This window comes from Streptomyces chattanoogensis, assembly GCF_001294335.1.
In the GTDB taxonomy this organism is placed as follows: domain Bacteria; phylum Actinomycetota; class Actinomycetes; order Streptomycetales; family Streptomycetaceae; genus Streptomyces; species Streptomyces chattanoogensis.
The window spans coordinates 146,403-160,353 of record NZ_LGKG01000163.1; the positions used below are offsets into that span (position 1 = coordinate 146,403).

Genomic DNA, 13,951 nt, shown 5'->3' on the forward strand with positions numbered 1-13,951 from the left:
GCACGGAGGGCCTCATGGCCGGTATCGAAACCACCGCTGGCGAAGCCACCAACACTGACGCCACCCCTACTGAAGCCACCGCAACAACCCCCGCCCCCACCCCCAACCGCCGGCGGTTCCTCATCACCTCCGGGGCCGCCGTCGCCGGGACCGGGGCCGTGTGGGCGCTGCCGGGTCAGCGCCGTAGCAGTGCGGCCACGGATGGCACGACCCCACAGACGGATCCGGTGCCTCCGCCATCCCGCCCAGGCGGCGGGCGAGCAGCGCCGTTCGGGGTCACGACGCTGGAGACAACGGCGCGCCCCGCCGCCGGCAACGGCTACCGGCGCCTCGTCTCAGGCCCCGGCTGGCCGGTGGCCGTACGGCCCGAACTCGCCGCCGCGCGGAGCGGACGCGAGGACCGGCGCACCGCACTGGCGTGTTTTGTGCAGTTCACCGATATGCATGTCGCCGATGTGCAGAGCCCGTTGCGTACGGAGTTCCTGCGCGCGCGGTCGGCGGGGTCGTGGCGGGCGCAGGAGGCGCTGTCGGTGGCCGGCTCGGTCTCACTGGTGGAACAGGTCAACGCGCTCGGCGGCGGGCCGCACACCGGACGGCCGCCGGCGTTCGTCATGTCGACGGGGGACAACATCGACAACCACTCCGCGGTGGAGCTGGAGTGGTTCCTCACCCTCATGAGCGGCGGCCGGATCACCCCCAACACCGGCGACCCGGCCGCGTACGAAGGCGTACAGAACTCCGGCCTCGCGCTGTACTGGCATCCCGACGCCGGACTGCGTGACCAGGACAAGCGGCGCGGTCTGCCGCGGATCCCCGGCTATCTGGACGCCGCGCTGCGCCCGGTGGTCAGCCCCGGTCTGCGTATTCCCTGGTACTCGACGCCCGGCAACCACGACGACCTGCCCGGTGGTTGTCTCTCGCCGCACGATCCGGTGCTCCGTGACTACGTCACCGGGGCGCGCAAGCTGTTCTCCGTACCGGATACGGATGTGGCCGCCCTCGCCCGCGTGCTGGAGACGGGCGGCGATCCCAAGAGCACCGTGCTCTTGGAGATCCTGCGCCGCAACGCCGCCGGGGCGCGGTCCGTGACCCCCGACGAACGACGGCGCATGGTCACTCCGCACGAGTACCTGCGTGCCCACCTCGACCCGGCCTTCGCCGGAGCGGGACCGGCCGGGCACGGGTACAGCGAGAACCACCTGGACGGCGAGCGGATGTATTACTCCTTCGCCATCGCGGACGGCGTCATCGGCATCAGCATCGATACGACCTACCGCAGCGGGCACTACGAGGGGTCGCTGGGCAGTGAACAACTCGCGTGGCTGGAAAGGACGTTGGCGGCGCACAGCGCCCGCTTTTACGACGCGGACGGGCGGCCGGTGCGCAATTCCGGAGCCGACGACGCGCATATTCTCGTCTTCAGCCACCACCACAGCCCGAGCATGACGCGGCGCCGGGACGCGGCGCGCACGGAGGAAAGGCGGCACGACGGCGAAGAGGTGATTGCGTTGCTCGGCCGTTTTCCGAACGTGGTCGCCTGGATCAACGGCCATAGCCACATCAACCGCATCACGCCTCACCCCCACCCCACGGCCGCCCGTTCCTTCTGGGAGGTCAACACCGCCTCGCACGTGGACTATCCGCAGCACGCCCGGCTCATCGAGCTCGTCGACAACCACGACGGAACACTGTCGCTGTTCACCACCCTCATCGAATCCGCGGCCCCGCACCGCACGGAATTCGACGACCTGTCGGCCGTGGGCCTTGCGTCCCTCTACCGCGAACTGGCCTACAACGCCCCCGGCCTGGCCGCCGGCATGCCCGGCGGCGTCCATGAGGCGATGGCGGGCCGTGCCGTGGACCGGAATACGGAGCTGGTGGTGCGGCGGGAGTGAGGTGGGGGCGGGCGAATTCCGGGTATCACCCTGGCAATCCGCCTTTTGCGCCCCTGGGAGCTGCTCATGAAGCACACCCATCCCGTGCCCGGCGATATCGGACTCACCACCATTTCCGGCGTCGCCGGCGCCTTGATCCGCCTCGGACAATGGATCAACAAAGACGGTTTCGGCGACTACGAACACGTCTTTCTCGTCCTCCCCGACGACCGGCTGCTGGAAGCCGAGCCGGGCGGCGCGCGCATCATTCCGCTCAGTGCCTACGCCGACGACAAGGTGCTGTACGTCTGCCCGCAACGGCTCACCGAGCGGCAACGCACCGCCGTCTGCGACGCGGCCACCCGGTACGTCGGGGTGCCGTACAGCTTCCTCGACTACGTCGCCATCGCCGCGCACCGCTTTCGTCTTCCCGTCCCCGGACTGCGCCGCTATATCGCCGGCACCGGCCACATGATCTGCTCCCAACTCGTCGACCAGTGCTACCAGGACGCCGGTGTGCATCTCTTCGACGACGGCCGCTGGCCCGGCTATGTCACGCCGATGGCGCTGTACAACCTGCTCGCCCGCTGAGCTCCCAGGACCGGCGAACAGCAACGCGCCCGGTGGCCTCGTGCCACCGGGCGCTCGATACCGGGGACCTCTCGCCCCGGCGGCGGTTCGTCTCAGGTGCCCGGCTTACGGCCGTAGACGTGGACGTCGTCGCCGTTCCTGAGCAGGGCCCAGTATTTCCTGGCGTCGTTGCTGCGCATGTTGACGCAGCCGTGCGAGCCCGGGGCCGACCAGACGCTGCCGCTGATGGAGTGGAAGGCCTGGCCGCCGTCGAAGAACTGGCTGTAGGGCATGGCGACGTGGTAGAGCGTCGACATGTGGTGCAGATGGCGCCAGTAGATCTTCTTGGCGCCCGTACGGGTCTCGAATCCGTCGCGGCCGGTACGGACCGGCACGGGACCGAACACCAGCTTCGATCCGTCCTGGATCCAGCTGAGCTGGCGGGTCAGGTCGACGCAGGCGATGCGCCCCCGGTTGGTCGGGCACTTGCGGGCCTGGTTCGGGTGGTGCCCCGCCGCCCGCTGCGGTGCGACCAGCTTCATCACGCCCCAGGTGATGGGGCCCGCGTAGCCGATGTTCGGGGTGATGCCGTGGCTGGTCTGGAAGGCACGGATCGCCCGGCAGTCGGACGCCGACTGGCGGCCGTCCACGCGCAGTCCGAGGAATCGCTCGGCCTGCTTCTGGTACGGACCGCGGAACGCGGTGCACGGGGATGCGGCAGCTGCCGAGGCCGGGGAGCCGAAGGCCACCGTCAGCGGGACGGTCAGCGCCGTGAGGGCGAGGGCCGCACCCGTACGACGGCGGACCCCGGCTCCGGCTCCGGACCGGCGCATACGCAGGTTCAGTATTCGTCTCATACCGGGTAGGACCGTGTGCCCCACGTGCCGGTTGCAGACCCGCGCCACCGGACATGTCTGCTACGTCGCATTACGGCCATCCGGCAGCCGTCCGACGGCCTTGTGGCGGAACCCGGGCGACCGGGGAGGCGAGCGGGGCCGCCCGGCCGCTCCTGAGGTGCGGCCGGGCGGCCTTGACGCCGGGGTGGATCACCAGTTGTGCGCGACGTCCACGATCAGCTGATGGCCGGACTGGGACACCCGGAACGGCAGCTTGGCGCGAGTGCCCAGGCCGACCTGGGTCTGCCCCTCGAAGCTCGCCCCGAACTTGGTGTCCTTGAACGTCTTGTATCCGGCGATGTCCACACCGGGCAGCGGCTTGCCGGCCTTGCCGGGGTAGCTCTGCTTACCCGTCGACGCGTCGTAGCTGGGTGCGGACACGAAGATCTGCAGGATGGCGCCGCCCTTGACCGGTATCACGTCGCCGGAGCCGTCCTGCCGGAACTTGTCGACATACCCGACGTGGTAGCCGACCTTGCCCCGCGCACCGCTGATGTCGAAGACCATGCGGTCGTAGCATGCGCTCCGGCTGGTCTTGATGTTCTTCAGCGGCGTGCCGTTCGAGCCGGTGGCCGACTTGACGCCACTGCCCCAGGCCGTCGAACAGGCCGCGGCCGGGGCCGCCTTGCCCGCCGGAGCGGACGCGGCACCGGCCGCCCCGGCCGTGGTCGCCAGCCCGGCTGCCGCGAGCACGAGGGCCGCAGCCGCTGTTCCCAACCGTCGCAAGATTTACCTCCTGAGAAGAAGTGCGTACAGGTGCATGCGGAAGGACGGGTGAACCTGCGGCTGCGTTGCCCGGCAGCGGGGTTTTGGCCAAGGGTGGCGCCAAGTTGTCGCGAAACCGAAGTTGTTGATCACCGGTTGCGGCGGGCCCGGTACACGCCCCGCCGCATCCCGGTGGCTGTCAGGCGTCGGCCGCCTGACGGCCCGCTTCGGTGCTGGCGAAGATGTTCGGCTTCTCCAGCGCGTCCGAACCGTCGCCGCGGACCGCCTCGATCCACTCCGCGGTGGTGGCGACCGAGGCGAAGCGGGACTGCATCACGACCAGCACGGCCCGGTGGAGCTCCTCGGCGGTCACGCTTCCGGCGCGGTTGGACATGGCCAGGGTGCCGGTGGCGTCGGAGAGGAATTCGACCGCGTAGCCACGGTGAGCGGCGTCGCGGGCGGTGGACTCGTCACAGTTCTGGGTCATGTACCCGACGATGGTGAGGGTGTCGATACCGCGGGCGGCCAGCCAGTCGTCGAGGCCGGTCCCGGCGAAGGAGGAGGGCAGCGCCTTTTCGACGAGGTGGTCGTGCGCGCGTATCGCGACGGTCTCGTGCAGGGCGAAGCCCTCGCTGCCGCGGGCGAAGATCGGCGAGGTCTCCGGGGCGGCCTGCTGGACCACGACCACGGGGATACCGGCCTCGGCGGCGGTGTCCATCGCGGAACCGATATTGCCCAGGCTCTCCTTCACGTCCGGGTAGCCGATCGGCAGATTGCCGGTGACGTACTCGTTCTGTACGTCGATGACGAGAAGGGCTCGCTTCATAAGGGTGCTCTTTCATGCGGGAGGACGCGGTGCGGAAGTGTCAGCGCGGCCGGAGCCCGGGCAGGGCCCGGGCGGGCGCGATCACTGTAATCCCCTTGATCGCAAACCCCTTGATCCGTAACCCCCTTGCCCCCCGCCGGTTCACCCTTCGGCGCGGCGCCTGCGGTCGTCGAGCTCCGCGGGGAACTCCCGGTCCGTCGGCTTGGGGGACTCCGGCCCGTACTCCGTCATGACGACAGTCTGCTCGATGCGGACGATGCGGTAGACGCCGCCACCGAGAATGACCTGGTCGGCCGCCTCGCTCTGGATGTCGTCGGCCACCTGGAGGTAGCGGTCACCCCACGCCGGGTTGCGCACGGCGTGGCCCCGGAAGATTTCGGCGAGGCCGTGCCGCGCCCCCTTCTCGGTGGGCAGCGCCGGGAACATCTGCCGCCAGCCGCGGCCTTCGAGGGCCATGGCCGCATAGGCGGTGTACGGGGACGTCCGGGCAGCTCCGCCCCTGCGGCCGACGCGGTCATCGTTGCTGCTGTTCGTCATGGATCCAGCATGGCGAGGGAGCACATATTCCCTGGGTACTTGACGGGGAATCCTCCTATCAGGTGACCAGGGCGTTCGAGGGCCCCGGCCGGAAGGGGATGGTGCGCCAGGGACCGGCCGGATCGCCGGTGAGGATGCGGTGCGGGGACAGCGCGGAGCTGTACATATGGCCGAAGGATTCCTCGTCGAAGCGGAGGGCGCGGCCGAGGATGTAGCCCGCCGAGAACTCCTCCCAGGAGGCGTAGTGCTCCTGGCAGAGCTCTCCGGCGCGGATCACGGCCTTCTCCACCTCGGGCAGATCGGTGAAGCGGGCTCCCAGGCCCCAGCGGGCGAAGTTGACCGCACGCCCGAAGTCGTAGCCGAGGGCCGACGTGACACAGCCGTCGGCGGGCAGAACGCCATCGGCACGGAAGCGGGACTCGTAGCGGACGATCTGGCCGATCAGCGCCATGGCCTCGACGACCGTCTCTTCGTCCCCGCCCCGTTCCCGGAGATCGGCGGCGGTCGCCCGGCGCCACAGTTGCACGTCGGTGTGCGCCCCGGGCGAGCGGCGGGCGATCTCGCGGCGGACCATGAGCGCGAACTCCGGGAGGGGCGGGCTGTTACGGCCCTCCAGCAGGTACGTCAGCTGCTCGAGCCACCGTTCCCGGTCCTCGACGCCCCAGGAGTCGCGCAGTGTCGCCACGTCGCGCCGGTAGTCGCCGCAGACATCGCCGAGGTCGTTCCACAGCACCTGGTTGTGGACGGCCAGATGGGTACCGCAGGCCAGGCCGTGCGCGAGCGGGCCCTGGAGCGGGCCGCTGTACTTGGTGATCAGTTCGTCGTCGTCATGGCCGCGCCCGGGCACCTCGTCCACCAACGTCTGCCAGTCGGCGTCCTGGCCCCGGTATCCGGGGAAGAACGCCTCCTCGGGACATCCCGGGTTGACGAGCAGCCCCGGGATCCGGCCGGCCTCGTCCGCCTCGTCCTCCTCCGAGACCGGTGGGAGATCGATCTCGCACAGGACGAGTTTCTCGCTCCGGTCTGGCATCTGGCCGCGGGTGTGGACGACGAAGCAGCGCCCGCCGTCGGGTGCCTTGAACACCAGCATCGGGGCCTCGCCGCCGCACTCGTCCACCTCCTCCTTGAGCACATAGGTGAAGGTGTCCGCCGCGAGCAGGATGCGCTTGTAGGCGTCCCAGTCCTCGCGTGACTTGGCTTCGTACAGGTCGAGTTCGACGTCCGTCGGCGGTATCCAGCCGGTTGCCATGCTTGTCCGTTCCCCCTGGTCGTGCCGGTCGCCCGAGCGCGCCGGGTGCCTGGCCACGCTCTTTTCCCGTGACCCTAGCGGGCTGCTCGCCCTACCGTGCGCCGGGCGGCACGGCGGGCGTGCTCCTGGCCCCGGGTACCGCGGACCGGTGGCAGATCTTCCCGTCGGGGAGCGGAAACAGCAGGTCACAGCGGTGTCCCGGAGCGTGCGCAGTGGCGCAATACTGCGGCAACACCATGGGCCGGATCCCGTCGGTATGGTCCGGCACATGCCCGCCGAACGCACCCGCCAGCACGCCGGTCCGGTAGCGGCCGCGCGCCGCCGCCGGCTCCGCGCGGACCGCGCCCGACAGCTCGCCGACCTGCTGCGCCACCAGATCCTCGGAGGCCGCTTCCCCGGCGGCGTGCTGCCGCACGAGGACATGATCGCAGCGGAGTACGGCGCCTCCCGCAACACCGTCCGCCAGGCCCTGGACCTGCTGCGCGCCGAGCAGCTGGTGGAGCGCCAGCCGGGCGTCGGGACGGTGGTGGTGTGCCGGAAGTATCCGCATGCGCTGGACCGGCTGATGGGGCTGGCCGAAACCCTGCATGCGCACGGCAGGGTCACCAATGAGGTGCGGACGATCAGCCCGGTGGCCGCGCCGGCCCCGGTGGCGGACCGGCTGCGGCTCCCGCCGGGCGCCGAGGTGCTGTACGTGGAGCGGCTGCGCCGGCTGGACGGGCTGCCGCTGTCGCTGGACCTGACCTATATCCCGATGGACATCGGTCTGCCCCTGCTCGGTGCGGACTTGGAGAACAACGACATCTTCCGGCTGATCGAGGAGACCGCCCAACAGCCGCTGGGCACGGCCGAGATGACGCTCGAGGCGGTCAACGCCGATGCGCATTCGGCCGCCGTGCTCCAGGCCCCGCGCGGCACGGCCGTCCTGATGCTGGAACGTCTCACCCATCTCGCCGACGGCTGTCCCGTCGACCTGGAATTCATCCGGTTCCGTGGTGACCGCATCACCATGCGCGGCCTGCTGCGCCGCACCCTCTGAGCCCGTACGCGCACCCCCGAACCCCGTTCCCTGGAGACCCCCATGGCTCTTGCGCCCCAGCGTGCCGACGTGCCGGTGACCATCGACGCGTCCCAGTGCATCGACGGCTGCACGCTCTGCGTCGACATGTGCCCGCTCGACTCCCTCGCCATCGACCCGGCCAGCAACAAGGCCTATATGCACGTCGACGAGTGCTGGTACTGCGGCCCGTGCGCCGCGCGCTGTCCCACCGGCGCGGTCACGGTCAACATGCCCTATTTGTTGCGATGAGAGGCACCTCCCCATGCAGCGCACAGTCAACAAGTGCACCGTCCCCGCCACGGCCGCGGCCCTGCTCCTCCCCCTCGCGCTCACCGGCTGCGGCACCGCCGCACAGGCGGGCGACGGCAGGACCGTGACCGTGACCGTCGGCTACCAGTCCAAGACCATCAACACCGTCACCGCCGGCACCCTCCTGCGCTCCCTCGGCTCCTTCGAACGCGAACTGCGCGCGCAGGGCAGACGGGACGGCAGGACGTACAAGGTGGTGTGGCAGGACTACGCGACCGGGGCGCCGATCACCGCGCAGATGGTCGCCGGGAAGATCGACATCGGGTCGATGGGTGACTTCCCGCTGCTCATCAACGCCGCCCGCGGCACACAGCTGCACGCCCCGACCCGGCTGGTCGCGGCCACCGGCTACAACCTGCGCGGCGCGCTCAACACCATTGTCACCAAGCCCGGTTCACCGCTGCGCACCCTGGCGGACCTGCGCGGCAAGAAGGTCTCCAGCAGCGTCGGTTCGGCTTCCGACGGCACCCTCGTACGGGCCCTGCAGCGCGCCGGGATCGACCCGGAACACGACATCCGCAAGCTCAACCAGCAGCCGGCGGTGGGGGCCTCGGCCCTGCAGTCGGGCGGTGTGGACGCCCTGTCGCAGTTCGTGGCCTGGCCGGGGCTGCTCGCCTTCCAGGGTAAGGCGCGGGCGCTCTACGACGGGGGTGCGCTGGGGCTGCCCACGTTCCACGGTGTGACCGTGGCCGACCGTTTCGCCCGGCAACGACCCGCGGTGGTCAAGGCGTTCCTCGCCGCGCAGCGGACCACGACCCGCTATCTGCAGGACCATCCGGTCGACGCGGCACAGCGGGTCGCCAAGTCCACCGGGCTGCCGCCCGAGGTGGTCTACCTCTACAACGGCGCGGGCGGCACCGCCACGTTCGATCCCACCCTCAAACCCCAGCTGGTCGCCGCGCTGAAGAAGGACGTCCCGGTGCTGCGGGCGGCCCGGCTGACCGGGCCGGTGGATGTGGACGCCTTCGTCGACGACCGCTATCTGAAGGAGAGTTACGGGGCCGGGTACGTCAAGGCCGTGCGCGCGCTCGCTCATCCGTCGGCCCACGAGGTCTGGCTGCGGGGCGAGAAGCGTACGCATTCCTTCGGTGACCCGGCGGCGCTGCTGCGGTTCGTGCGGGCGCACCGGGGGGCCGTGCGGGCGGCGTATGTGGCCGATGCGACGACCGGGACGCGGTGGTTCGCGGACAAGGCGGTCTGGGTGCGGGACGCCGGGCGGCTGCTGCCGTTCGTGACCCGGGCCGGGGCGGATGCCTGGATACGGCACCATGCCGGGGCCCGCACCATCGGCTATGCCGCGGCGCTGGAGCGGTCCCGGTGAGCGCGGCCCGTATCGCCCGGCGTACGGGTGCGGTGCTCGGGGCGCTCGCCGTATGGCAGCTGCTCGCTCAGTTCCGGGTGGATGCCTGGCTGCGGTTCTCGCAGTTCCCCACGGTCACCGAGACGGCCCGGGAGTTCGGCCGGCGGCTGGCCGGGGCGGCGTACTGGCAGGACCTCGGCGAGAGCCTGACCCGGATCGCGACGGGCTTCGCCCTCGCGGCGGTCCTGGGCGTCGCCGTCGGCACCGCCGTCGCCCGCTCGCCCCTCGCCGCCGATCTGGTGGGCCCGCCGCTGGAGATCGTGCGTCCCGTCCCGGCGATCGCGCTGGTGCCGGTGGCGATCCTGCTCTTCCCCGGCAATGAACAGGGGATCGTCTTCATCACCTTCGCCGCGGCGTTCTTCCCGGTCCTGGTCGCCACCCGGCACGCGGTCCGGGCGCTGACGCCCGTCTGGGAGGAAGCGGTGCGCACCATGGGCGGCGGGCGGTGGCGGGTGCTGTGGTCGGTGGTGCTGCCGGGAGCCCTGCCGGGGATCTTCGGCGGGCTGTCGGTGGGGCTGGGCGTTGCCTGGATCTGTGTGATCTCGGCCGAGATGATCTCCGGTGAGTACGGCGTGGGGTACCGGACCTGGCAGGACTACACGATCGTCGACTATCCGGGTGTGTTCGTCGGGATGGCCACGATCGGGCTGCTCGGCTGGGCGACGTCCACGGCGGTGGAGGTGCTGGGCCGGTGGGTGACGCGGTGGCTGCCCCGGACGGCGGAACATCAGGCCCGGACGCGCCGGCTTCCGCGTACCGCGGGACGCCGGGCGCCGGCGCGGCGGCTGCCCCGTACGGCGCAGGTCCCCGGCGCGGACACCGGCGGCCGGGGCCCGCGGGCGGCCCTCGACACGATCGGAGAACCGTCGTGACCAGCACCGACATCGCCGCGGCGGCTCCCGTCGAAGCGTCCGGGAGCGGTCTGCGGCTCGTCCTCGTGGATGCCGTGCTGGGTCACCCGGGCGCCCCCGTCCTGGACGGCCTGGACCTCGACGTCGCCCCGGGCGAACTCCTCACCGTCGTCGGCCCGTCCGGCTGCGGCAAGTCGACGCTGCTGCGCACCCTGGCCGGTCTGCTGCCGCTGCTCGGTGGCCGGCTGACCCAGGACGGCGGGCCCGTCGAGGGACCCGCAGCCGACCGTGCGCTGGTCTTCCAGGAGGACGCGCTGCTGCCCTGGCGCAGCCTGCGGGCCAACGTGGAACTCCCGCTGGCCATCCGGGGGCTGGCGCGCGCGGCGCGCCGGGCACGGGCCGACGACTGGCTGGCCCGGGTCGGCCTCACCGACCACGCCGCCCGGCTGCCGCACCAGGTCTCCGGCGGGCAGCGCCAGCGCACCCAGCTGGCCCGTGCGCTGGCCGGGCGGCCGCGCGCGGTCCTGATGGACGAGCCCTTCGGGGCGCTCGACGCCCGGACCCGCGCCGGGATGCAGCGGCTGCTGGTGACGGCGCTGCGCGGCACCGGGGCCACCGTCGTCTTCGTCACCCATGACGTGGACGAGGCCCTGTTCCTGGGCGACCGGGTCGCGCTGCTGGGCACCGGGCGGGTGCTGCCGGTACCGCGGCCGCGGGACCGCGCGGCGCATGCCGACCCGGCGACGGCCGCCCTGCGCCGCGAGGTCCTGGCATCCCTGGGCGATCGGCCCGACCCGTAGGCCGTCGCCGGACCCGCTCATCCGGCCGCCGCCTGACCCGGCCGACCGGCCACCGCCCCGTACCCGATACGCACGACCGGCCCGTGAAAGGCACCCCATGGAGATCCCCAGCCCCGACACCCCCGAGGAACTCTCCTGTGACGTCCTCGTCATCGGTGGCGGCACCGCCGGCACCATGGCCGCGCTCACCGCCGCCGAGCACGGGGCGCAGGTCCTCCTCCTGGAGAAGGCCCATGTCCGCCACTCCGGAGCCCTCGCCATGGGCATGGACGGCGTCAACAACGCCGTCATCCCCGGGCGCGCCGAACCCGACGACTACGTCGCCGAGATCACCCGCGCCAACGACGGCATCGTCGACCAGTCCACCGTCCGCCGGACCGCGACCCGCGGCTTCGCGATGGTGCAGCGGCTGGAGTCGTACGGCGTGAAGTTCGAGAAGGACGAGCACGGGGAGTACGCGGTCCGGCAGGTGCACCGCTCCGGCTCGTATGTGCTGCCGATGCCCGAGGGCAAGGACGTCAAGAAGGTCCTCTACCGGCAGTTGCGGCGGCGGGAGATGCGCGAGCGGATCCGTATCGAGAACCGTGTGATGCCGGTGCGCGTGCTGACCGGCGACGACGGCCGGGCGGTCGGGGCGGCGGGCTTCCACACCCGCACGGGTGCCTTCGTCACGGTCCGCGCGGGCGCGGTGATCCTCGCCACCGGCGCCTGCGGCCGGCTCGGCCTGCCCGCCTCCGGCTATCTCTACGGCACATACGAGAACCCCACCAACGCGGGCGACGGCTACGCCATGGCCTACCACGCGGGCGCCGAACTCACCGGCATCGAGTGCTTCCAGATCAACCCGCTGATCAAGGACTACAACGGCCCGGCCTGCGCCTATGTCGCCAACCCGTTCGGCGGCTACCAGGTCAACCGGCACGGTGAGCGATTCGTCGAATCCGACTACTGGTCGGGGCAGATGATGGCCGAGTTCGCGGCCGAGGTCGCCTCCGAGCGCGGCCCGGTCTATCTCAAGCTCAGTCATCTGCCGGAGGAGTCGGTCGCCGCCCTGGAGACGATCCTGCACACCACCGAACGCCCCACCCGCGGCACCTTCCACGCCGGGCGCGGCCACGACTACCGCACCCATGACGTGGAGATGCACATCTCCGAGATCGGGCTGTGCGGCGGCCATTCGGCGTCGGGCGTGCGCGTCGACGACCACGCCCGGACCACCGTGCCGCGGCTGTACGCGGCGGGGGACCTGGCCTGCGTCCCGCACAACTACATGATCGGCGCCTTTGTCTTCGGCGATCTGGCGGGCGCAGACGCCGCGCAGTTCCGCACGTACGAGGGCGAGTTGCCCGCCGATCAGCTGCGGGCGGCGCATGATCTGATCTACCGTCCGCTGCGCCATCCGGACGGCCCGCCGCAGCCCCAGGTCGAATACAAGCTGCGCCGCTTCGTCAACGACTATGTCGCCCCGCCCAAGAGCGGTGCCCGGCTGTCGCTGGCCGTCGAGCACTTCGCGCGGATGCGCGACGAGATCGCCGGCATGGGCGCCCGTACCCCGCACGAGCTGATGCGCTGCGTCGAGGTCACCTTCATCCGGGACTGCGCCGAGATGGCCGCCCGGTCGTCGCTGGCCCGCACCGAGTCCCGCTGGGGGCTGTATCACGCGCGTACGGACCACCCGGACCGCAGGGACGACGAGTGGCTGCACCATCTCGATCTGCGCAAGTCGGCCACGGGGGCGATGGAGTTCACGGCCCGGCCGGTGGCGCCGTATCTCGTGCCGGTCGACGAGTACGCCCCGGTGGGCGGCGCGTCACGGTTCGTCGGGGAGGTGCATCCGGAGCAGGTCGCCACGGCGGGCCCGCGGGAGACGCCGCCGGTGGGCACGCCCCAGGCGCGTGACGCGGCGGTGCGCGAGGGCGCGGCGGCCGCCCCGGGGGCCTCTCCCCGCATCCTCGAACTCCTCGCCCTCGCCGAGGACCAGCCCGGCCTTCCCGCCCTGCATCCGTACCTCACCGATCCCGATCCGGCCGTCCGCCGCGCCGCCGTCGACGCGCTCACCGAAAGCGTCCCGTCCGGCACGGGCGGGGCCCTCGCCGCCCTCCTCGCCGATGCCGACCCGGCCGTACGGGCCGCCGCCGGGGCGTCGCTGCGCGAACTGGTCGAGGTTCTGCCGCCGGAACCCGCACTGCGCGAGCCGCTGGTCACGGCCGCCGTGCACGGTGCCGACGCCGTCGTGCGGTCGGCGGCCCTGAACGTCCTGTCCGCCCTGCGCCTCGGTGACCGCCCGTGCTATGCCGCCGCGCTCGCCGACCCGGTGGTGGACGTCCGTATCCAGGCGGTCCGCGCCCTGGTCTCCGTCGATGCCGCCGACGTCCTCCGGCGCGCCGCCGAGGACCCCTCCCGCGAGGTCCGGGTCGCCGCCGCGCAGGGGCTGGGGACCGTGGGCGCCCCGGACCAGCTGGCGACGCTGCTGCACGACGGGGACCTGCTGGTACGGGCCGCCGCGCTCGCGGCACTGGCCGCCACCGGCTGCCCGCCGCCGTACGACGCGGTGGCCGTCGCCGCCCTCGGCGACCCGGCCTGGCAGGTCCGCTCCGGCGCCGCCAGGGCCCTGACCGCGGCCGCTCCCGAACGGGCCGTCCCCGCACTGCGGTCCGCCCTCACCGACGGCCATGCGGACGTGCGTAAGGCGGCGGTACTGGCTCTGGGCGGCCATACCGGGAGCCCGGACGCCCTGCATGCCCTGGCCACCGTCGCGGACGATCCGGACGCCGACGTCCGGGCCTACGCCCGGCTGGCGGCCAGGGGCCCCGGCCGGGTACCCGGTCGGTCCAAAACCTCCGGCGCGGCGCTCTCCCTGCCCGGATCCGCCCATGAGCAGCCCTAGGATGCGGGTTCCCTCGTCAAGGAGACC

General features: G+C 71.7%; 13 protein-coding genes. 8 read left to right on the forward strand and 5 right to left on the reverse strand.

Annotated elements, in window-relative coordinates; all coding sequences use genetic code 11:
- The first annotated feature begins 14 nt into the window (after positions 1 to 14).
- The gene (locus ADL29_RS30395; RefSeq protein ID WP_078971402.1) at positions 15 to 1,895 is read left to right on the forward strand and encodes a TIGR03767 family metallophosphoesterase; all 1,881 of its coding nucleotides are present in this window, start codon (positions 15 to 17) and stop codon (positions 1,893 to 1,895) included.
- 66 nt (positions 1,896 to 1,961) lie between these two features.
- On the forward strand, positions 1,962 to 2,465 hold the full coding sequence (locus tag ADL29_RS30400; RefSeq protein WP_053926752.1) for a hypothetical protein: 504 nt from the start codon (positions 1,962 to 1,964) through the stop codon (positions 2,463 to 2,465).
- Between the two features lie 92 nt (positions 2,466 to 2,557).
- On the opposite strand, the gene ADL29_RS30405 is transcribed toward ADL29_RS30400, so the two are convergent.
- The 5 genes from ADL29_RS30405 to ADL29_RS30425 all read right to left on the reverse strand — a co-directional run bounded on the left by ADL29_RS30405 (position 2,558) and on the right by ADL29_RS30425 (position 6,657).
- Positions 2,558 to 3,301, reverse strand: coding sequence for a L,D-transpeptidase family protein (locus ADL29_RS30405; RefSeq protein ID WP_053926753.1), 744 nt, complete (start codon positions 3,299 to 3,301; stop codon positions 2,558 to 2,560).
- 189 nt (positions 3,302 to 3,490) lie between these two features.
- Positions 3,491 to 4,066, reverse strand: a complete 576-nt coding sequence (locus ADL29_RS30410; protein WP_053926754.1) for an AMIN-like domain-containing (lipo)protein — start codon at positions 4,064 to 4,066, stop codon at positions 3,491 to 3,493.
- Between the two features lie 178 nt (positions 4,067 to 4,244).
- On the reverse strand, positions 4,245 to 4,871 hold the full coding sequence (locus ADL29_RS30415; RefSeq protein WP_053926755.1) for a cysteine hydrolase family protein: 627 nt from the start codon (positions 4,869 to 4,871) through the stop codon (positions 4,245 to 4,247).
- 141 nt (positions 4,872 to 5,012) lie between these two features.
- Complete coding sequence (locus ADL29_RS30420) at positions 5,013 to 5,408, reverse strand: DUF5954 family protein (RefSeq protein ID WP_053926756.1); 396 nt, start codon at positions 5,406 to 5,408, stop codon at positions 5,013 to 5,015.
- A 58-nt stretch (positions 5,409 to 5,466) separates the two neighbouring features.
- Positions 5,467 to 6,657 carry a DUF1266 domain-containing protein gene (locus ADL29_RS30425; RefSeq protein WP_053926757.1) on the reverse strand — a complete coding sequence of 397 codons (1,191 nt, stop codon included), beginning with the start codon at positions 6,655 to 6,657 and terminating at the stop codon, positions 5,467 to 5,469.
- A gap of 256 nt (positions 6,658 to 6,913) precedes the next feature.
- Between ADL29_RS30425 and ADL29_RS30430 the strand changes: the two genes are divergently transcribed.
- The 6 genes from ADL29_RS30430 (at position 6,914) to ADL29_RS30455 (ending at position 13,924) form a co-directional block, all read left to right on the forward strand.
- Entirely contained in the window at positions 6,914 to 7,696 is a 783-nt protein-coding gene (locus ADL29_RS30430; RefSeq protein ID WP_053926758.1) for a GntR family transcriptional regulator, read from the forward strand.
- 42 nt (positions 7,697 to 7,738) lie between these two features.
- Positions 7,739 to 7,966, forward strand: a complete 228-nt coding sequence (locus ADL29_RS30435) for a 4Fe-4S dicluster domain-containing protein (RefSeq protein ID WP_046924254.1) — start codon at positions 7,739 to 7,741, stop codon at positions 7,964 to 7,966.
- A 13-nt stretch (positions 7,967 to 7,979) separates the two neighbouring features.
- Positions 7,980 to 9,347, forward strand: a complete 1,368-nt coding sequence (locus tag ADL29_RS30440) for an ABC transporter substrate-binding protein (RefSeq protein ID WP_053926759.1) — start codon at positions 7,980 to 7,982, stop codon at positions 9,345 to 9,347.
- Entirely contained in the window at positions 9,344 to 10,258 is a 915-nt protein-coding gene (locus ADL29_RS30445; RefSeq protein WP_053926760.1) for an ABC transporter permease, read from the forward strand. The genes ADL29_RS30440 and ADL29_RS30445 overlap by 4 nt, the downstream gene beginning before the upstream one ends.
- Before the next feature lie 50 nt (positions 10,259 to 10,308).
- Positions 10,309 to 11,037, forward strand: coding sequence for an ABC transporter ATP-binding protein (locus ADL29_RS30450; protein WP_211274420.1), 729 nt, complete (start codon positions 10,309 to 10,311; stop codon positions 11,035 to 11,037).
- A gap of 97 nt (positions 11,038 to 11,134) precedes the next feature.
- Positions 11,135 to 13,924 (forward strand): fumarate reductase/succinate dehydrogenase flavoprotein subunit, encoded by a 2,790-nt coding sequence (locus ADL29_RS30455; protein ID WP_078971403.1) that lies wholly within the window; start codon positions 11,135 to 11,137, stop codon positions 13,922 to 13,924.
- Positions 13,925 to 13,951 lie beyond the last annotated feature (27 nt).